This is a genomic window from Curtobacterium sp. RM9, assembly GCF_054956955.1.
The window spans coordinates 1,211,778-1,230,967 of the sequence record NZ_CM143271.1 but is presented as its reverse complement, the minus strand read 5'-3'; the positions used below and the strand labels follow the sequence as shown (position 1 = coordinate 1,230,967).

At 72.1% G+C, this 19,190-nt stretch carries 14 protein-coding genes; 5 read left to right on the top strand and 9 right to left on the bottom strand.

The annotated features are described in order from the left end of the window. Positions 1–88: 88 nt before the first annotated feature. Genes ACY3FI_RS05815 through ACY3FI_RS05800 form a run of 4 tightly spaced genes read left to right on the top strand, consistent with a single transcriptional unit; the run spans position 89 to position 3,649 of the window. A complete protein-coding gene (locus tag ACY3FI_RS05815) occupies positions 89–934 on the top strand; it encodes an ABC transporter ATP-binding protein (protein ID WP_462549834.1) in 846 nt (281 codons plus the stop codon). Beyond that, the gene (locus ACY3FI_RS05810) at positions 931–1,728 is read left to right on the top strand and encodes an ABC transporter permease (RefSeq protein WP_462549833.1); all 798 of its coding nucleotides are present in this window, start codon (positions 931–933) and stop codon (positions 1,726–1,728) included. The genes ACY3FI_RS05815 and ACY3FI_RS05810 overlap by 4 nt, the downstream gene beginning before the upstream one ends. A 53-nt stretch (positions 1,729–1,781) precedes the next feature. After that, complete coding sequence (locus ACY3FI_RS05805; RefSeq protein WP_462549832.1) at positions 1,782–3,029, top strand: sensor histidine kinase; 1,248 nt, start codon at positions 1,782–1,784, stop codon at positions 3,027–3,029. Continuing rightward, the gene (locus ACY3FI_RS05800) at positions 3,026–3,649 is read left to right on the top strand and encodes a response regulator transcription factor (protein WP_462549831.1); all 624 of its coding nucleotides are present in this window, start codon (positions 3,026–3,028) and stop codon (positions 3,647–3,649) included. The genes ACY3FI_RS05805 and ACY3FI_RS05800 overlap by 4 nt, the downstream gene beginning before the upstream one ends. Positions 3,650–3,654: 5 nt before the next feature. Here ACY3FI_RS05800 and ACY3FI_RS05795 read toward each other — a convergent pair whose 3' ends face one another. The 7 genes from ACY3FI_RS05795 to ACY3FI_RS05765 form a co-directional block, all read right to left on the bottom strand. Further along, the gene (locus ACY3FI_RS05795) at positions 3,655–4,473 is read right to left on the bottom strand and encodes a GNAT family N-acetyltransferase (RefSeq protein ID WP_462549830.1); all 819 of its coding nucleotides are present in this window, start codon (positions 4,471–4,473) and stop codon (positions 3,655–3,657) included. 164 nt (positions 4,474–4,637) lie between these two features. Next, positions 4,638–6,821 carry a glycoside hydrolase family 36 protein gene (locus tag ACY3FI_RS05790; protein ID WP_462549829.1) on the bottom strand — a complete coding sequence of 728 codons (2,184 nt, stop codon included), beginning with the start codon at positions 6,819–6,821 and terminating at the stop codon, positions 4,638–4,640. Further along, positions 6,818–7,711 (bottom strand): ABC transporter ATP-binding protein, encoded by an 894-nt coding sequence (locus tag ACY3FI_RS05785; protein ID WP_462549828.1) that lies wholly within the window; start codon positions 7,709–7,711, stop codon positions 6,818–6,820. Before ACY3FI_RS05785 ends, ACY3FI_RS05790 begins: the two co-directional genes overlap by 4 nt. Further along, a complete protein-coding gene (locus tag ACY3FI_RS05780) occupies positions 7,708–8,565 on the bottom strand; it encodes an ABC transporter ATP-binding protein (protein ID WP_462549827.1) in 858 nt (285 codons plus the stop codon). Before ACY3FI_RS05780 ends, ACY3FI_RS05785 begins: the two co-directional genes overlap by 4 nt. Beyond that, positions 8,562–9,608 carry an ABC transporter permease gene (locus ACY3FI_RS05775; RefSeq protein ID WP_462549826.1) on the bottom strand — a complete coding sequence of 349 codons (1,047 nt, stop codon included), beginning with the start codon at positions 9,606–9,608 and terminating at the stop codon, positions 8,562–8,564. Before ACY3FI_RS05775 ends, ACY3FI_RS05780 begins: the two co-directional genes overlap by 4 nt. 12 nt (positions 9,609–9,620) lie before the next feature. Beyond that, positions 9,621–10,610, bottom strand: coding sequence for an ABC transporter permease (locus tag ACY3FI_RS05770; protein ID WP_462549825.1), 990 nt, complete (start codon positions 10,608–10,610; stop codon positions 9,621–9,623). 28 nt (positions 10,611–10,638) lie between these two features. After that, a complete protein-coding gene (locus ACY3FI_RS05765) occupies positions 10,639–12,327 on the bottom strand; it encodes an ABC transporter substrate-binding protein (protein WP_462549824.1) in 1,689 nt (562 codons plus the stop codon). Positions 12,328–12,433: 106 nt separating this feature from the next. Between ACY3FI_RS05765 and ACY3FI_RS05760 the strand changes: the two genes are divergently transcribed. Next, complete coding sequence (locus ACY3FI_RS05760) at positions 12,434–14,944, top strand: glycoside hydrolase family 2 protein (protein WP_462549823.1); 2,511 nt, start codon at positions 12,434–12,436, stop codon at positions 14,942–14,944. Positions 14,945–15,014: 70 nt separating this feature from the next. On the opposite strand, the gene ACY3FI_RS05755 is transcribed toward ACY3FI_RS05760, so the two are convergent. Continuing rightward, complete coding sequence (locus tag ACY3FI_RS05755) at positions 15,015–17,168, bottom strand: alpha-galactosidase (RefSeq protein WP_462549822.1); 2,154 nt, start codon at positions 17,166–17,168, stop codon at positions 15,015–15,017. Next, on the bottom strand, positions 17,165–19,180 hold the full coding sequence (locus ACY3FI_RS05750) for a beta-galactosidase (protein ID WP_462549821.1): 2,016 nt from the start codon (positions 19,178–19,180) through the stop codon (positions 17,165–17,167). The genes ACY3FI_RS05755 and ACY3FI_RS05750 overlap by 4 nt, the downstream gene beginning before the upstream one ends. Positions 19,181–19,190: the final 10 nt, after the last annotated feature.

Here is a 19,190-nt window from a genome sequence, read left to right as displayed (position 1 = left end):
GGAACGACCGCCGTATCCTCCGATCGGAGGATGCGGCTCCGACCGCTCCTCCGATCCGGAAGGCAGCACGGCCCGCGAGGCTGGACCCATGCCCGACACCACAGCCATCGAGGTCCGCCACCTCGCCAAGCGCTACCCGACCGGCAGGCTCGCCGTCGACGACGTGTCCTTCGCCATCGCTCCCGGTGAGACGTTCGCCCTCCTCGGTCCGAACGGCGCCGGCAAGTCGACCACGGTCGAGATCCTCGAAGGCTTCCGCACACGAACGGGCGGCGACGCCCGCGTGCTCGGCCACGACCCCGCGCGGAGCAGCCGGAGTCACAACGCCCGCGTCGGCATCGTCCTGCAGACCAGCGCGGAGTCGCCGAACGTCACGGTCGCCGAACAGCTCCGGCACTTCGCGACGTTCTACCCGCGTGCGCGCAGCGTCGAGGAGCTCCTCACCGCAACCGGCCTCGAGCAGCAGCGCAACACCCGGATCAGCCGGCTCTCCGGAGGACAGCGCCGACGGGTGGACGTCGCCCTGGGGATCATCGGCCGCCCGGAGGTCCTGTTCCTCGACGAGCCGACGACGGGTTTCGACCCCGAGGCGCGCCGGCAGTTCTGGGGCCTGATCGCGCGCGTCCGGGCGGAGGGCACGACCGTCCTGCTCACCACGCACTACCTCGACGAGGCGGCGCACCTGGCCGACCGGGCTGCCGTGATCGCCGACGGCCGCTTGCTCGACATCGCGCCGATCGACGAGATCGGTGGTGCCGAGGCGAGGACGCCGCGGGTCCGGTGGCGGGACGAGACCGGTGTCGCCCACGAGGAGCGGACCGCCGACCCCACCACACTGGTCCGCGGCAACACGGGCGCGATGTACGACCTCGAGGTCATCCGCCCGTCACTTGAAGACGTCTACCTCGACATGATCGCCGGAGCCGCAGCATGAACACCGCCGTCCACCGCATCGGGTACGAACTCCGCTCCTACTTCCGCGCTCCCGACGCCGTCTTCTTCACCTTCCTGTTCCCGATCGTCATGCTCGCCCTGTTCTCCGTCGCGTTCAGCAGCGCGCCCGACATCCAGGCCGGCCCGGGCACGAGCGTCGACTACGCCACCTACTACCTACCCGGCCTCGTGGCGACGGGCATCCTGCTCTCCGGCACGCAGTCCCTCGGCGTGGACATCGCGGGCGAGCGCAGCGACGGCACCCTGAAGCGACTCGGCGGCACACCCCTGCCCGTGCTGTCGTACTTCGTCGGCAAGCTCGGCATGGTCCTGGTCACGACGATCGTGCAGACCGGGCTGCTCCTCGGCATCGCCGCCCTGGTGTTCGGCGTGGACCTACCGACCGACGGCGGCGCGTGGACCCGCTTCGCCGGCGTCCTGCTGCTCGGGGTCGCGACGAGCAGCGTGCTCGGCATCGCGATCTCGGCGCTCCCCCGCGAGGGTCGCCGCGCCACGGCCACGATCGTCCCCATCGTCCTGGTCCTCCAGTTCATCTCCGGCGTGTACCTGCCGTTCACGCAGCTCCCGGACTGGCTGCAGAACGTCGCGAGCGCGTTCCCCCTCCGGTGGATGGCATCCGGCATGCGGTCCGTCTTCCTGCCCGACGCGTTCGCGTCGGCCGAGCCGGGAGGCGCGTGGCACCTCGGTCTCGGCGCCCTCGTCCTGACAGCGTGGCTGATCGGGGGCACGGCGGCCTGCCTCCTCACCTTCCGGTGGAACCGTCGAGACGGGTGATCCGCCCTGTGGAGAACCGGCTCGAGGCCCGGACGGGATGGGATGCTGTGGGCATGGACGAGGAACCGATCACCGCACGGCGGAACGCGTGGCTGCACGCGTTCTTCGCCGCGACCGTGGTGCTGACCGGCGTCATCGCGGCGTTCGGATGGTCGCCGTGGGCGTCGCGGTGGCCGGCGTTCGCCGCGCTCGTCGTGTTCGCCGTGGCGTACGCGGCCTACGGCTGGCGCGGGTACGACCAGCGCCGTGCGGCCGCGGCGTTCCTGCCGATCGCTCTCGCGGTCGCGTTCGTCCTGCCGGCCGTGGCGCCGACGACCGCGTTCGTGCAGTGCATCGTCTTCCCGCTCGTCTGGTGTCAGGTCGACCGGGTCCGGAACGCCGTGTTGCTCTCGGGCGTCGTGGGGCTCGCCAGTGCGCTCGGCCTCCTGGTGTCCGGCGGCCCTCAGGCACTGACCAGCACGGTGCTCATCGAGACCGTGAGCGTGGTCGGGGCGTGCGCGATGGGCATCTGGATGACGCGGGTCGCCACCCTCGCCGAGGAACGTCGGCGCCTGCTCGACGAACTCCGCGACGCGCAGGACTCCCTCGCCGAGGCACACCGCACCGCCGGCGTCACGAGCGAACGCGAACGGCTGGCGCGCGAGATCCACGACACCGTCGCGCAGGACCTCGCCGGCATCGTGATGCTGACCGAGCGAGCGCGGGGCGATCTGCTGACCGAGCGTCTCGACCGAGTCGACGAGCACCTCGCCGTGCTCGAGGACGCCGCCCGCACCGCGCTCGAACAATCCCGTACGCTCGTCGCGGCCGGCTCCGCGGGCATCGCGAGCGACGGCCTCGGTGCGGCTCTCCACCGCCTCGCCGAACGCTCCACGCGTGAGACGGGTGTCCCCGTCTCGGTCGACGTCCCTGACCACCCGCTCGACCGCGACACGCAGGTCGTCCTGCTCCGTGTCGCCCAGGAGGCACTGGCCAACGTCCGCGCGCACGCCCGCGCCGCCTCGGTGCGGGTCGCAGTGCACGTGGACGGTCCGCAGGTCCGCCTGCGGATCGAGGACGACGGGGTCGGCTTCGACGCGTCGGTCCCGACCGCGGGCCACGGCCTGCGTGGCCTGCGCGACCGCCTCGGCCTGGCCGGGGGAACGTGCACGGTGACCTCGACGCCCGGAACGGGCACCGTCATCGAGGCGAGCCTCCCCACCGGGCCAGAGCCGAACCTCCCCACCGACCCGTCGCACGACCGGGCCGACGTCGTGCCGGACCGACCCGTCGCAGCACCGCTCGCCCAGGTGACACCGTGATCCGCGTCGTGGTGGCCGACGACCACCCGATCGTCCGCGCCGGCATCGTCGCGCTGCTGCAGGACACCGACGACGTCGAGGTCGTCGGGCAGGCGAGCGACGGCGAGGGCGCGGTGTCGACCGTCCTCGCGCAGCGGCCGGACGTCGTGCTCATGGACCTCCGCATGCCCGGCATCGACGGCGATGAAGCGACGGCGCGCATCCTCGCCCGCGCGCCCGGCGTCCGCGTGCTCATCCTCACCACGTACGAGTCCGACGACCAGATCCTCGCCGCGATCGAGGCGGGCGCATCCGGTTACCTGCTCAAGGCCGCGCCGGAGTCCGAGATCCTCGCGGGCCTCCGCGCGACCGCCCGCGGCGAGACGGCGCTCGCGCCCTCGGCGGCGGCCGCCCTCGTCCGTCGCGCCACCGCGAAGGCACCGGCCGGTCCGTCGCTGTCACCCCGCGAGCTCGAGGTCCTGCAGCTCGTGGCGCAGGGCAACTCGAACCCGGCCATCGGGCGCCACCTCTTCCTCAGCGAGACCACCGTGAAGACGCACCTCGGGCACGTGTTCGAGAAGCTCGGCGTGGGCGACCGCACCCGGGCCGTGACCCGGGCGATGGAACTCGGCCTGCTCTGATCTGACTACAGCCGCCGCTCCATCTCGAGCTGCTCGCCGGCGAACCCGCCGCCGAGGGGCTGCCGGCGCCCGCTCGGCTGGAAGCCGTGACGCTCGTAGAAGGCCCGAGCGGGAGCACCCTCCGGCCCGGCGTCCACCCACAGCCGCAGCACCGCAGCGTGCAGGGACGCCCACGCGAGGACCTCCGCGGCGAGCGCGTCGGCCACGCCGACACGCCGCCCGCGGTGGGAGGGCTCGACGTACACACCCGTGAGCAGCGCCCCGTCGCCGTCGGCGGCGTGCTCCTGCGCGCTCATCATCCCGACCCACCGCCCGCGCCGGTCGAGGGCGACCACGCTCGTGGCGTCGGTGGCCGTGCCGCGGCGTGCACGCAGTCGCCAGTCGTCCTCGGTCATCGCCTCGGTCACGGCGAGCGTCGCACCGTACGAGATCGGGTTGTCCGCGGCGTTCCGGAGTCGCAGTGCCCGGACCGCCGCCCAGTCGTCCTCCCGGGTGGCCCGGAGTCGGACCTCCGCGCCCGGCAGTCCCGCTCTGCGGAGGAGCTCCGGCAGGCCGGTGTCCCGCCACCAGGGCAGCGACACGAGGCCGGAGGACATCCCGCCGTGGGCGAACCGCGGGACGACGACGGAGTCCTCGTGCGGGGACGTGAGCGGTCGGCCGACCTCCCGAGCGAACGCCGTCCGGAGCACGGCGTCGAGTGCGCCACGGGTGGCCGGGAGTGGCTCGTCCCGGAGCCGTTCGGCCAGGGCGCGCCACAGCCAGGGATCGCCGCGGAGCCGCCACTGCATCGGTTCTCGCACGAACAGCCCTGCGGTCCCCACCATGCGCCGATCTTCCCGCACCCGGTGTCACCGCGCCAAGTCCGGCTGTCCGGCCGGGTCGCGCCGAACGGCGACCGGCGTGCAGCGCAGCGGACGGGAGGCGCGGTGCCTGCCCGCACCGTTCCTCCCGTCCGAGACGCACTCCGGCTGCCATCCGTGGCGCGTCCTCACCGCTCCGTGTCCGCCACCTCGCTCCGGACACGGAACACCCTGGCGGTCGGCTCGCCGCCGCCGTCGTCGACGTGCAGCACCCCCGCTGCCGCGTCCCACCGGACGTCCCATGGCGCGACCACGGTCGGGAACAGCGGCGTGACCGACACCGGCCGCCCGACCAGGTCGGGTATCGGCACCGCGACCGACGACCGTCCGCCCGGCAACGACCACACCGACAGGTACAGGTCCCCCTGAACAGACCGGAGCCCCAGCGCCACCCAGGGGTCCTCCCACCCGGGCAGCCCGAGCGGCCACACCGGCACCGCCGTCTCGACCACGCCGAGCACCTCCCGGTGCGCCGCGATCGCAGCGCCCACGGCCGCCCGCTGCGCGTCGGACATCTCGTTGAGGTATCCCGACAGGTACATCCGACCGAGCACCCCGTTGACGAGCGACAGCGTGAAGCGCTCCTCCGACATCCCCGGTGCCGGGTAGGCCCAGTTCCCCGCCTGCTCGGGCAGCATCGCCGCGGGAGCAGCGGCCACGATGCTCGCGGAGAGCACCGGGTCCTGCTGGTCGGACGTGGACTGCAGGTGCAACCGCGACAGCATCGCGGCGTCCGCACGCATGGCCCCGGACGCACAGTTCTCGACGAGCAGCTCCGGGTGTCGCGCCTGCACACCGTCGAGCCAGTCGAGCAGCGCGCGCTGGTGCTCGAGCATGCCCGGGAACGGCCCCGTCATCGTGTTGTCGTCCATCTTGCAGAAGGTCACGCCGAGCGTGCCGAACAACCGGTCGGCGACCGCGTCGAGGTGCGCCCGTGCGACGGGTGACCGCAGGTCGAGCAGGTGCCGACCGTGCTCGGCGACCCGGACGCCGTGGTGCTGCACGAACGCGTCGTCGGGCAGGGTGGTCGCGAGCGGCGAGTGGATGCCGACGACCTCGGGTTCGAGCCAGAGCCCCGCTCGCATGCCCCGTGCTCGGATGTGGTCGAGCACGACCTCGATCCCGCCCGGGAAGCGCGACGCCGCGGGTTCCCACGCGCCCACGGTGTCCCACCAGTGCCCCTCCGCGTACCAGCCGGCGTCGATGCAGAACAGGTCGGCGCCAGCGTCTGCGGCCGCGTCGATCAGCGGGAGCAGCTTCGCGGTGGTCGGGTCGCCCATGAGCGTGTTCATGTAGTCGTTGAACACGAGCGGCAGGTCGTGGTCCGCCGGTCGGAGGACCCGGCGAGCGCGCCGCTGCGCCGTCAGCACCGCGAACGCTCCGTCCACCGACCGGGCGATCCCGACCGACACCGGCACCGAGACGAAGGGAGACCCTGGTGCGACGCCCGTGGTCCACTGGTGCTCCTGGTCGGTCGGCCCGCTGCACAGCAGGTACGCGTGCCGCCGGGTCTCGCCCAGCTCGTACAGCCACGGACCGTTGTGTTCGACCTGCCACACGAGGGCGTAGCCGGGGGCGGTGAGCACGCCGATCGGCAGCGCCTCGCCGGTCGACCACGAACCGCGGTTCTGCACGACCGCGCGGCTGCGGGGCGGGTGGTGCTGGGCCTCGCGGTCGATGCGGGCGAGTCCGATCTCCCGGAGTGGGTCGGTCCGCCAGCGGCTCTCGGCCGCCCAGTCGTCGTCCGCGTGCAGCAGCGCCATCGCGTCGACGTCGGCGCCGGAGTCGATGGTGAACGCGCCGGTCGCGAAGGAGGACACGGCGTCGAGGACGTGGGTCCCCTCGGTCGCGGACACCTCGGTCCAGGTCTGGAACGCGGCGACCCCGTCGCGGGCCCGGAACACCGACACGGTCTGGAGGCGCGTGGCCGCGTCCTCCTGCACGATCCGGAACCAGACGTCGGTCCCGTCCACCGCCCCGCTCGCGTCTCCACCGCGGGCCACGTCGATCCGCGACGGGCTCGGGTGCGGCTCGGTGTCGTGCGACACGTACCGCAGTCGCGCTCCGATCGTCGTGTCCACGTGCCGGTACCCACCCGGGAAACGCCCGTGCCCGACCGTCGACAGCTCGACGAGCGGCTGCGGGTCCTCAGGCCCGTCAGCAAGCGGGTCCTCCGACCGGACGAACGACACGAGCGCCACCGGCCCGTCCAACGCGACCCGGAACCGGGCGGCGAACCCGGACGTCACCCAGTCAACCGATGCCGGCCCCTCCGGACCGCCGCCCGCGCCGCCGATCACCCCGTCGGTCACCGCGCCGCCACGGGAGCGACCGGCGCGTCGACCCACGCACCGAGGCCGTGGTCGTAAAAGGTGGTGTTGTCGATCGCCGACCGGTCCGCCACCGGCCCGGCCGTCACCCGCCGGTCGATCCGCTCGGGGTCGGGTGCGGCGTCGGCGAGCAGCCGCGTGTAGTCGTGGTGCGGGTCGAGGATCACCGCGTCGGACGGCCCGCGCTCGACGACGCGGCCGCGGTAGAGCACGAGGATCTCGTCCGAGAAGTGCCGGGCGGTCGCCAGGTCGTGCGTGATGTAGAGCACGGCGAGGTGGTCCTCCCGCTGCAGCCGCCCCATCAGGTTGAGCACGCTGAGGCGGATCGACACGTCGAGCATCGACACCGGTTCGTCGGCGACGAGCACCTGTGCGCCGGGTGCCAGTGCGCGGGCGATGGCGACGCGCTGCCGCTGGCCGCCGGACAGCTCGTGCGGGCGCCGCGTGGCGAACTCCTCGTCGAGGTTCACCCGGTCGAGCAGCTCGCGGACCCGCTCCCGGGTCTCCTCCGCACCACGTGTGCGGTGGTGCAGCTGCAGCGGCCGGGCGATGTGGTGCTCGATCGAGTGGAACGGGTTGAGCGAGGCGAAGGGGTCCTGGAACACCATCTGCACGTGCCGCCGGTACATGCTGCCGACCACCGGGGTGCCGTCCTCGAGCCGCACGTCGATCGAGCCGCTCGAGACGGTCTCCAGCTTGGCGAGCATCCGCGCGATCGTGGACTTGCCCGAGCCGGACTCCCCGACGAGCGCGACGGTCCGCCCGGGCAGGAGCTCGAAGGACACGTCGTCGACGGCGCGGAGGGTGTTCCGGCGCAGCCCCTTGCGGACGTGGAAGTCCTTGGTCAGGTGGGTGACGGTGACGCTGGTCACGATGCGACCTCCTCGAAGCCGGTGCCGGTGCGGATGAAGTCGCCACGGGCGCCGGACAGGCTCGGGAACGAGCGCAGCAGACGCTGCGTGTACGGGTGCTGCGGCTCGTGCTGGATCCGCGCGGCGGTGGCGCACTCGACGACCTCGCCGCGGAGCATGATCGCGATCCGGTCGCTGATCTCGAGCAGCAGCGGCAGGTCGTGCGTGATGAACACGACCGCGAAGCCGAGTTCGTCCCGCAGCCGCACGATCTCCCGCAGGATCTCCCGCTGCACGACGACGTCGAGCGCCGTGGTCGGCTCGTCCATGATCATCACCTGCGGCTCGAGCAGCATCGCCATCGCGATCATCACGCGCTGCCGCATGCCGCCGGACAGTTCGTGCGGGTACGCGGTGATGCGGGCCGGGTCGACGCCGACGCGACGCAGGGCGTCCTCGGCGATCGCCCGCCGTTCCTTCTTGGGCATCCCCCGGCGGTGCTCGACGAGCGCGTCGTCGAGCTGCGCGCGGATCGTGGTGACCGGGTTGAGCGCGTTCATCGCGCCCTGGAACACCATCGAGAGCTTCGACCAGCGGACGGCCCGGAGTCGTTCGTCGCTCAGGCCGAGCAGGTCGACGTCGCTGCCGTCGCGGTCGTGGAAGGTGATGCTGCCGCTCGTCACCTTCGCCGGCGGCTTGTGCAGCCGGGTGATGGCGTAGGCGAGGGTCGTCTTGCCGCAGCCGGACTCCCCCGCGAGCCCGAGGATCTCCCCCGGCGCCAGCGTGAGCGACACGTCCCTGACGGCGTGCACGGGCCGTTCGGTCTCGTAGACGACGTCGAGGTGGTCGATGGTGAGGACGGCGTCCCGGGTCACGAGGCGACCCCCTTCCGGTCGGTGGTGGTGTCGTCGAGGCGAGCCGCGCCTCCAGAGCGAGAACGGGCCTGCCGCTCCCGCCGCCGCTGCGCCCGCACGTTCGCGAGTCGCGGGTTGATGACCTCGTCGATCGAGAAGTTGACGAGGGACAGGCCCATGCCGAGCAGCGCGATGAGCAGCCCCGGCGGCACGAACCACCACCAGGCACCCTGCGCGAGTGCGAACCCGTTCTGCGCGTAGAAGAGCATCGTGCCGAGCGTCGACGAGTTCGACGCGCCGAGGCCGAGGAAGGACAGCCCGGCCTCGCCGAGGATCGCGGCGATCACCGCGAACACGAACTGCGACGCGAGCACCGGCAGCAGGTTCGGCAGGATCTCGACCGCGATGACCCGCCACGGTCGTTCGCCCGCGACGCGGGCGGCCGACACGTAGTCGCGGCTGCGGATCGACATCGTCTGCGCCCGGAGCACCCGGGCGGACCCGGCCCACGACGTGATGGCGAGGACGATCGCGATCGTCCAGAGCCCGCGCGCCTCCTGCGGGACGAGGCCCGAGATGACGATGACGAGCGGCAGGCCCGGGATCACGAGGAAGACGTTCGAGAAGAGCGAGAACGCCTCGTCCATGATCCCGCCGAGGTACGCCCCGAGGATGCCGAAGAACGCGGACAGCACGGTCGCGAGCACCCCGACGATCAGCCCGATCTGCAGGCTGCCGCGGGTGGCGTACGCCAGTTGCGCCAGGACGTCCTGGCCGGTCTGGGTGGTGCCGAGCAGGTTGTCCCCGCTCGGCGGCTGCATGCCGGAGTCCCGGATCGCGTTCGGGTCGCCCACCAGGAACGGGCCGAGCAGGCCGAACAGGGTCACGCCCACGATGAGCACGATGCCGGCGACGAGCCACGGCGTCATGGTGGGCAGGAACCGGCGCAGGCCGCCGGTCCGGCGAGCGGAGCGGGCGGTCGCGATGCTCCGGGTGGAGGCGCCGTCGGCCTCCTCGGCGAGCGCGCCGATCGTGGGCTCGGTGTCCTCTTGGATGTTGGTCACGGTCGTGTCCTCCTAGCTCCGGGCCCGGGTGCGCGGGTCGATGAGCCCGTACAGCAGGTCGACGACGAGGTTCGCGCCGAGCACCGCGAGGGTGATGAACAGGAAGATGCCCTGCATGAGCGCGTAGTCGTTGTTCGTGACCGCGGACAGGAGCTTCGAGCCGATGCCCGGGTACGAGAACACCTGCTCGGTGACGACCGAGCCGGAGACGATGAACCCGAGCGAGATCGCGAACCCGGCCACCGACGGCAGCACGGCGTTGCGGGCGGCGTAGTTGCGGAGCACCTTGCCGGGGGCCAGGCCCTTCGCGAGCGCCGTCGTGATGTAGTCCTCGGACAGCGTCGAGACCATCATGTTGCGCATCCCGAGCAGCCAGCCGCCGAGCGAGGCGAGCACGATCGTCGCCGCAGGCAGCACCCCGTACTCGAGCGCCGACATGAGGAACGGACCGTTGAACCCGGGGTCCAGGACGACGTCGTAGCCGCCCTGCGCCGGGAACAGGTGGAGTCCGGTCGCGAAGAAGTAGACGAGGATCAGCGCGAGCCAGAAGTACGGCACCGCGGCGAGCAGGGTGGTCGCCGGCACGAACGAGTCGAGCCAGGTGCCGGGCTTCCAGCCCACGAAGGCGCCGAGGCCGACCCCGATCACGGCGGCCAGGACCGTGGCGATCCCGACCAGCGCGATGGTCCACGGCAGCGAGCTCCCGATGACCTCGGTCACGGGTGCCGGGAAGTAGCTCACCGACACCCCGAGGTCACCGCGGAAGACGTTGCCGAGGTACTGGCCGTACTGCACGATGAGCGGCTGCGAGGAGTCGCCACCGAGGAGCAGCTGGTACGCCTCCCTGGTCTCCGGGGTGATCTGGCCGCCGCGCTGCTGGAGCTTGGCGAGCAGGATGTCCACCGGGTTCCCGGGCAGGAGCCGGGGGATGATGAAGTTCAGCGTCAGCGCCGCCCAGAGGGCGACGACGTAGAAGCCGATCTTGCGCAGGAAGTACTGCATACGAGTGCTCCTCGGTCGCGGTCCGCCGTCAGCCCTTGACGGGCTTCAGGGCCTTGAACACCTCGGCGTTGTCCGGGCTCGCCCAGATCGCCGGGAAGGCGTACAGGTCGTCCTGGGTCGGCCAGCCGGTGAACTTCGCCGTGTGCACCTCGCTCGTCGTGCCGCCGGTGAGGATCGGGATGTACGGCATGTCCTCGACGAGGTGCTGCTGGATGGTGTCGAGTTCGGGCTGGGTGGCCGCGGTGTCCTCGGGGTTGATCGCCTTGAGCTTCGCGAGCGCCCCGTCGACGTCGGGGTTGCTGTAGCGGGACAGGTTCGTCGCTGCGGCCTCACCGACCTTCGCCGTGTTCGACGTGGCGAGGTTGTTGTTGTACAGGTAGTACGGGTTCGCGGTCGGGCCCTGGCCGAGCGAGTCGATCGCGAGCTGGAACTGGCCCTTCGTCTTCTTGTCGGTCCACTCGTTCCACGAGGACTGCTGTGCCTTGAGCTCGATGCCCGCCGCCTTGAGCTGCTGAGTCATCGTGTCGATGGCGGTGATGTAGTCGGTCCAGCCGGTCACGACCTCGACGGTCAGCGAGAGCTTCTGCCCGTCCTTGGCGTAGATGCCGTCGGAGCCCTTCTTCCACCCGGCGCCCTCGAGGGTCGAGGCGGCCGCGTCGGTGTCGGCGCTGTCCGGCATCACCGCGGGCGACACGTCCTTCGAGATCTTGTCCTCCTGCGTGGTGGTCAGCGCGAAGGTCGGCGAGATGTCGCTCGCGGTGTTCGCGAACGCGAGCGAGTTGAGCTGCTTGCGGTTGATCGCGTCGGCGACGGCGTGTCGGACGGCCGGGTCGGTCTGCGGTCCGGTGCACCCGAGGTCGGTGTTCGCGCAGGTGATCAGGGCCATCTGGTTCTGCCCGATCGTGATGCCGTCGTAGCCGGGGTAGTTGCCCTTGATGTCGTCCATGTTCGGGACGGGGCCGGTCTGCCAGTCGATCGAGCCCTGCTTGAGGGCATCCGCTCCGGCGGTGTTGCCGGAGAGGGACAGGTAGCGGACCGTCTTCACGGCCGGGGCGCCGCCCCAGTAGTCCTTGTTCGCGGTGAGGGTGAACGCCTGTGCCTTGAAGCTGCCGAGCGTGTACGGCCCGGTGCCGACCGGCTCGCGCATCACGTCGGTGGCCGGGTCGATGTCCTTCCACAGGTGCTCGGGCACGATCCAGGTCTTGCCGAGCAGGTTCGGGCCGAGCACGAACGAGGGCTCGTCGAACGAGACGACGACCTTCTCGTCGCCCTCAGCCTTCGCGGTGCCGGTGTACCCGATGGAGTTGAGGGACTTGTCCTTTTTGAGCATGTCGAGCGTGAACACGACGTCCTTCGACGTGAAGGGCTTGCCGTCGCTCCACTGCACGCCCTTGCGCAGGTCGATGGTGAGCTGCGTTCCGTCCGCGTTCCACGCGTAGCTCGTGCCGAGGAGCGGCTTCGGGTCCTCGGTGTTCACGTTCGTGATGAAGAAGAGGCTCTCGTAGACGGTCCCGATGCCGCCGATGTTCGACGGGGACCACGGGTTGAAGTTGATCTGGTAGTCGCCCGACTGTCCGGTGTAGGCGACGAGGGTCGACGCCGAGTCGGACGACGCCGCGTTCCCGCTCGAGCTGCAGCCGGTCAGGGCGAGCCCGGCGGTGGTGACGATGGCCGCGGCTGCGATGGCGAGCCGCCGTGAACGCTTGAGTGCTGACATCGTTGTCCTCTCGGTCTGCTCCGTCGCAGTCCTGTTCGTTGACGGCGATTGTTACACGGCTAAACTAACCCGGTCAAGCACTGGCACGACGATCTGAGGAGGCGCGATGGAGCGCACGACACTGGACGGCCCCTGGACCCTCGAGGCGGTGACCGGACCGAGCGCGTCCGAGCCGTTCCGGTCCCCCATCGAGGCGGTGGTGCCCGGATGCGTGCACACCGACCTCCTGCGCGCCGGGCGGATCCCGGACCCGTTCGACGGCGACGGCGAGGCGGCGACGCAGTGGATCGGCGACACCGTCTGGCGGTACCGGCGGACCTTCGACTGGGACGGCAGCGGGGGCGACGAACGGCACGACCTCGTGGCCGAGGGACTCGACACCCTGGCCACCGTCGAGCTGAACGGCCTGGTCGTCGGCACGACCGCGAACCAGCACCGGTCCTACCGGTTCCCGGTCGGGCACCTCCTCCGACCGGGGGAGAACGAGCTCGTGGTCACCTTCGACGCGCCCGTCCCGGCAGCCGTGCGGCTGTCGGAGCTGCACGGTGGCGAACTCCCCCACGTGAACCACCACCCGTACAACGCGCTCCGCAAGAACGCGTCGAACTTCGGCTGGGACTGGGGCGTCGACGTCGCGACGAGCGGCATCTGGCGGTCGATCGGCATCGAGTCGTGGAGCGGCGTGCGGATCGCCGCGGTCCGTCCGCTCGTCGGCGTCGACGGGACCACCGGCGTGCTCACGGCGCACGTCGACATCGAATACGCGGGCACCGCCGGCGGGTTCCGCCAGCACATCGGCTCGGCCCCGGTGGTCGAGGGCACCACCGGCACCGGCCTGGAGGCGCGGATCACCGTGTCCGGACACGGCACGTCCGTCACGGGGTCGCGCCCCGTCACCGGTGGTCGCGCCGCCGGGTCCGCTGCGGTCCGCCTCGAGCTGCCCGACGTGGCGGTCTGGTGGCCCCGCGGCCACGGCGAGCAGCCCCTGTACGACGTCCGCGTCGAGGTCGGCGACGACGTCTGGACCGGCCGCGTCGGCTTCCGGACGGTCACGCTCGACACCGCGGCGGACGCCGGCGGGGCGCCGTTCCTGCTCCGCGTGAACGACGAGCCGGTGATCGTGCGCGGTGTCAACTGGATCCCGGACCACGCCTACCTGACCGAGATGACCCCTGAGCGGTACGCCGAGCGGATCGACGACGCCGTCGCGGCGAACGTCAACCTGCTCCGGATCTGGGGCGGCGGCATCTACGAGTCCGACGACCTCTACGACCGCTGCGACGAGCTCGGCGTGCTGGTGTGGCAGGACTTCCTGTTCGCCTGCGCCGCCTACGCCGAGGAGCCCTGGCTCGCCGACGAGGTGGAGCCCGAGGTCCGCGAGGCCGTCACCCGCCTCAGCCCGCACCCCTCGCTCGTGGTCTGGAACGGCAACAACGAGAACCTCGTCGCCTACGCCGAGTGGGGCTGGCGGCCCTCGCTCGTCGGACGCACCTGGGGAGACGGGTACTACCGCTCCGTGCTGCCCGCGATCGTCGCGGAACTCGACCCGACCCGCCCGTACACGCCCGGCTCACCGTTTTCGTTCGACGAGTACCTGCACCCGAACGACGACCGGAACGGCACGGTGCACATCTGGGACGTCTGGAACACGAAGGACTACACCGCCTACGCCGACTGGCACCCCCGGTTCGTCGCCGAGTTCGGGTACCAGGGTCCCCCGGCCTGGTCGACCCTGACCGCGGTCGTGCACGACGAGCCCCTCGACCCGGACGGCCACGAGATGCTCGTGCACCAGAAGGCCCACGAGGGGAACCGGAAGCTCGCCGACGGCATGCGCGGCCACCTGCCCGAGCCGCGGAGCATCGAGGACTGGCACTGGGCGGCGCAGCTCAACCAGGCGCACGCGATCCGGTTCGGCATGGAGTGGTTCCGGTCCCGCACCCCGGACAACACCGGCATGGTCGTCTGGCAGCTCAACGACGACTGGCCCGTGGTCTCCTGGGCGCTCGTCGACCACGCCGGCCACCGCAAGCCGGTCTGGTACGCGGTGCGGCAGGCCTACCGTCCGGTCCTCGCCACCGTGCAGCGGTCCGAGGACGCCACCGGCACCGAGGTCGTCGTCGTCAACGCGGGTGCCGGGACGGTCGAGGACACCCTCGTCGTGGAGCGACGGTCCTTCGACGGGACGGTGCTGGCGACGGTGCGCGCGTCCGTGACCGTCGGGCCGGCCGATGCCGCACGGCTCCTGCTCCCCGTCGAGGTCGCCCGGTCGGAGGACCCCGCCGGCGAGGTCCTCGTCGTCTCCGGTTCGTCGTCCGGTCGGCGGGTGCACGACCTCGCCGAGGTGGTCGACCAGCGCCTCGAGCGTCGGCCGTTCACGACCGAGGTGGCCACCACGACGGACGGGGCCCGGGTCACGGTGACGGCGACCGGGTACGTCCGCGACCTGTCGCTCTTCCCGGACCGGATCGTGCCGACCGCCCGGGTGGACGACGGACTGGTGTCGCTGCTCCCGGGCGAGCAGGTGGTGTTCACGGTGACGCGCGCGCCCGGTGTCGACGCCGAGGCGCTCGTCGGGCCGCTCGTCCTCCGGCACACCGGCGACCTGCTCCCCTGACCCGCCAGCGACGACGGGTGCCACGACGGAAGGGGGCCGCGCACGTGCGCGGCCCCCTCTCGTCGTCCCGTCAGAGCGCCTGTACCTCGAGCACCAGGGCGGTGCCGGGCGTGAGCGACGGGAGCCGGACACCCAGGTCCTCGAGCACCGCCCCGGGCAGTTCGACGCTGCCCCGCTCCAGCCACGGCGTCCGCGTGACGTCGACGCCCTTCGGCACGCGCAGTCCGGTCACCGGCGCCAGCCGGTAGCGCCGCTCGCGATCGAGCCCGCGGAACCGCAGCGGGACGGCGAGCGCCCGCGGCCCGGTCTCGGTCCGCACCACCCGCGCCAGTGCCCGAGACCGGTCCGCGGCGACGACGACCGTCGTCCCGAGTCCCGGGTCGCCCACGTCGACGTGGTGCACCCGCCCGGTGTGCAGCAATCTCCGCTCCCGCTTGTACAGTGCGGTCCACTCGCGCAGCCGGTCGCGTTCGGCGGGCGTGCAGCGCGTGACGTCGGTCTCGATGCCGGCGCTGCCGAAGAGCGACACCGCCATCCGGAAGTCGAGGTCGAGGTGCCGGCCCGTGGTGTGCGCGACCTCGGGGCCGACGTGCGACCCGATGAGCTCCGGCGGCAGCAGCAGCTCGGTCCACCGTTGGATCGCCAGCCGCTCCATGGCGTCGTTCGAGTCCGAGGCCCAGACGCGGTCGGTCCGCTCGAGCACGCCGAGGTCGACCCGGGCACCGCCGGACGCGCACGCCTCGATCTCCAGCCACGGGTGCCGACGACGGAGCTCGTCCATCACCGCGTAGACGCCGCGGGTGTGGTCGCCGAGGCCGACCCGTCCCGCGTGCACGGTCTGCACGACGTCCCGGTTCTGGTCCCACTTCACGAAGTCGACGTGGTGCTCCTCGATCACCGCGGACATGCGGTCGAGGACGTGTGCGCGGACGTCCGGGTCCGCGAAGTCGAGCGTGTACTCGTGCCGCCAGGTCCGGGCGTCACCGGGATCCTGCAGGAACCAGTCCGGGTGTGCCTCGGCGAGGGCCGACACCGGGCTGACGCACTCCGGCTCGAACCAGAGCCCGAAGTCCATGCCCAGTGCGCGCACCCCGTCGACCAGCGGACCGAGCCCGTCCGGCCAGACCTCGGCGTCCACGGACCAGTCCCCGAGCGAGGTCGTGTCGGACCGGCGGCCGGTGAACCACCCGTCGTCGAGCACGAACCGCTCGACCCCGACGTCCGCGGCCACCCGGGCCAGGTCGAGCAGCGGCTCCAGCTCCTGCCGGAAGTAGACCGCCTCCCACGTGTTGAGGACCACCGGGCGCGGCGTGCGCGGGTGTCCCGGCCGGGCACGGAGCGAGTCGTGCAGGCGCGCCGACAGCCCGTCCAGCCCGGCGTCGCTCCAGACGAAGACGGCCTCGGGCGCGGCGAAGCCCTCCCCCGGTCGGAGGACCACCTCGCCCGGCCGCAGCAGTTCCCCGGCACCGAGCAGGGTCCGAGCCTCCGCCAGCCGGTCGATGCGGTGCACGGCGTCGGCGCTCCACGCCGGGTGGACGGCCCAGACCTCGCCGAGCGCGTCGTCGAAGCCGGCCGTGCCGAGCACCGTCAGCGTCGGGGCGTCGTGGCCCGTGCGTCCGCGACGGCTCTCGCGCACGTGCACCCCCTCGGTCAGCGCCCGCCGCTGCGGTGTCCGCTCACGGGTCCACTTGCCGGCCAGGTCGAGCACCTCCGCCGCACGGTCCCCGATCGGCAGCACCGCCTCGAACGCCGACAGCTCGACGTCCTCGGCGCCGGTGTTCGTGACCGTCTGCCGGACCCGGAGGACCCCGGCCGCGTCGAGCGCGAGCACGACGGACAGCGTCAGCTCGGCCGAGACCGCGTCGACGACGAGCGACCCTTCCGCCTCGGCCACGGTGACCCGGTGCCAGACCGGCACGAGCGGCCGTCCGCCGACCTGCCCGGCGATCGCCGGTCGGCCCTCCCAGCCGTCGTGCTCGGTCGGCAGCAGCGTCAGCGGCCAGGCGGCGTCGTAGGCGCTCGGCGAGACCGCTCGGTCCTGCGCCAGCACGAGGTCGGCCGCGTCCGACGCCGACACCGGGCCGGTGTCCCGACCCCAGTGCAGCACCTCGGGCAGGCCGTCCGGACGGGCGGCGAGCACCAGTCCGACGCCACCACCACGGAGGACGTGCACGATCCGCTCGGGCAGCGCGGTGGCCGCGGGGTCGCGGTCCACGACGGTCATGCCGTGGCCGCCTCGAGCAGCACGCGGACGCCGCCCGCGGGGACGACGGTCTCCGGGCCCTGCCCGGAGCCGTCGATCAGGTCCGTACCGGACGCGACGACCGTGACGTCGTCCGCGCGGTGGTTGAGGAGGAACAGGACCCCCGCACCGTCCTGGCGGACGCGGCGTACCGCCTCCAGGCCGGGAGGCGCGGTGACCGTCCGCGGGACCGCCCGCTCCTCGACGACGCGGTCCACGATCCGCTGCACGCCGTCCTGGTCGAGCATCGCGGACACGTACCAGACCCCGCCGCCCGCGGCACGGCGGGTGACCGCCGGTCGGCCGGCGAGCGGGCCGTCCACGTGACGCAGCACGACGACGGCGTCCTCGACCACGAGGTCCTCGGCCCAGTCGGTGACCACGGTGCCGTCGTCGAGCCGCACGTGCTGGTCGCGCTGCAGCGGCACGAACTCCTCCGCCCAGACGCCGAGCACGGCACGGAAGGCGCCCGGGTAGCCCCCGGCGAGCACCCGCGCGGTCTCGTCGACGATGCCCGAGGCGTAGGTGACGAGCAGTGTCGCGCCGCGGTCGACCACGGCGCGGATCCGCACGGCCGAGGCCTCGTCGACGACGAACAGGGTCGGCAGGACGACCACGTCGTACCCGGTCAGGTCGGCGTCGAGCGGCACCACGTCGGTGGTCACCTGTCGACGCCAGAACGCGGTGTGCCAGGCCCGGACCTCGTGCCCGTACCGGAGCCCGCGGTGCGGCTTCAGTCCGGCCTGCAGCGCCCAGCCGGACGCCTCGTCCACGACGATCGCGACCCGTGCGTGTTCCACCGGAGCGCCCTGCACCTGGGCGAGCGCCTCGAGCGCCCGGCCGAGGGCGCACACCTCGCGCCAGACCCGCGTCCGCGTGCCGGCGTGCGGGACCATCGCGGAGTGGAACTGCTCCGCTCCGGCGGTCGACGCGCGCCACTGGAAGAACAGCGCCCCGTCGGAACCACGGGCGACGTGCGCGAGCGAGTTCCGGACCAATTCGCCGGGCTCCTTCGCCCGGTTGCGCTGCTGCCAGCTCGGGCCACCGGTCGAGTGCTCCATGAGCAACCAGGGCGAGCGGCCCCTGGTGATCCCGCGCATCCGGTCCGCCGACACCGCGAGGTCCTCCGCGCGGTCCGGGTCGTCGACCAGCGTGTAGTGGTCGTTCGCCGGGATCGCGACGTGCCGGGCCCACTCGGCGTAGTCGACGACCTGGGAGCCGGCGCCGACCATGAAGTTCGTCGTGACCGGCACGTCCGAGTGCCGCTCGATGACCTCGCGCTCGGCCGTGAAGTGCGCGAGCAGCGCATCCGACGAGTACCGCTCGAAGTCGAGCGCGAGTCCCGGGTTCGGCGCACCGCCGACCCCGCGCGGCGGCGACACCTCGTCGAAGGACGTGTAGGTGTGCCCCCAGAAGGCCGTGCCCCACGCCGCGTTCGCCGAGTCGACGTCGGCGTACCGGTCGCGGAGCCAACGCCGGAAGTCCGCTGCCGACACGTCGCAGAAGCAGCGGCCGTTGCCGCCACCGAGCTCGTTGCTGACATGCCACAACCGGACCGCCGGGTGCTTCCCGTAGCGCTCGGCGATCGCGCCGACGATGCGCAGGGCGTGCTCCCGGAACACCGGCGACGCCGGGCACCATCCGAGTCGTCCGCCAGGGCGTTCACGGCGCTCGGTCGCGTCCACCGGCAGGACCTCTGGGTGCGCGGTGAGGAGCCAGTTCGGCGGCGCCGCGGTGGGCGTGGCGAGGTCGACCGCGATGCCGTTGGCGTGCAGCAGGTCGAGCGCGTCGTCCAGCCAGGACCACGTGTACTCCCCCGGCGACCGCTCGAGCAGTGCCCACGAGAACACCCCGACGGTGACCAGGTTCACCCCGGCCTCACGCATGAGGCGGACGTCCTCGTCCCAGACCTCGCGCGGCCACTGCTCGGGACTGTAGTCACCTCCGAAGGACAGACCCTCGGTGGGCCAGGGCACGGAACGGGCAGCGGTCACGACATCTCCT

Excerpts from the sequence above, each read along its gene's own strand:
- ACY3FI_RS05815 (WP_462549834.1), top strand. The coding sequence starts at position 89 with ATGCCCGACACCACAGCCATCGAGGTCCGCCACCTCGCCAAGCGCTAC.
- ACY3FI_RS05810 (WP_462549833.1), top strand. The coding sequence starts at position 931 with ATGAACACCGCCGTCCACCGCATCGGGTACGAACTCCGCTCCTACTTC.
- ACY3FI_RS05805 (WP_462549832.1), top strand. The coding sequence starts at position 1,782 with ATGGACGAGGAACCGATCACCGCACGGCGGAACGCGTGGCTGCACGCG.
- ACY3FI_RS05795 (WP_462549830.1), bottom strand. The coding sequence starts at position 4,473 with ATGGTGGGGACCGCAGGGCTGTTCGTGCGAGAACCGATGCAGTGGCGG.
- ACY3FI_RS05770 (WP_462549825.1), bottom strand. The coding sequence starts at position 10,610 with ATGCAGTACTTCCTGCGCAAGATCGGCTTCTACGTCGTCGCCCTCTGG.
- ACY3FI_RS05765 (WP_462549824.1), bottom strand. The coding sequence starts at position 12,327 with ATGTCAGCACTCAAGCGTTCACGGCGGCTCGCCATCGCAGCCGCGGCC.
- ACY3FI_RS05760 (WP_462549823.1), top strand. The coding sequence starts at position 12,434 with ATGGAGCGCACGACACTGGACGGCCCCTGGACCCTCGAGGCGGTGACC.
- ACY3FI_RS05755 (WP_462549822.1), bottom strand. The coding sequence starts at position 17,168 with ATGACCGTCGTGGACCGCGACCCCGCGGCCACCGCGCTGCCCGAGCGG.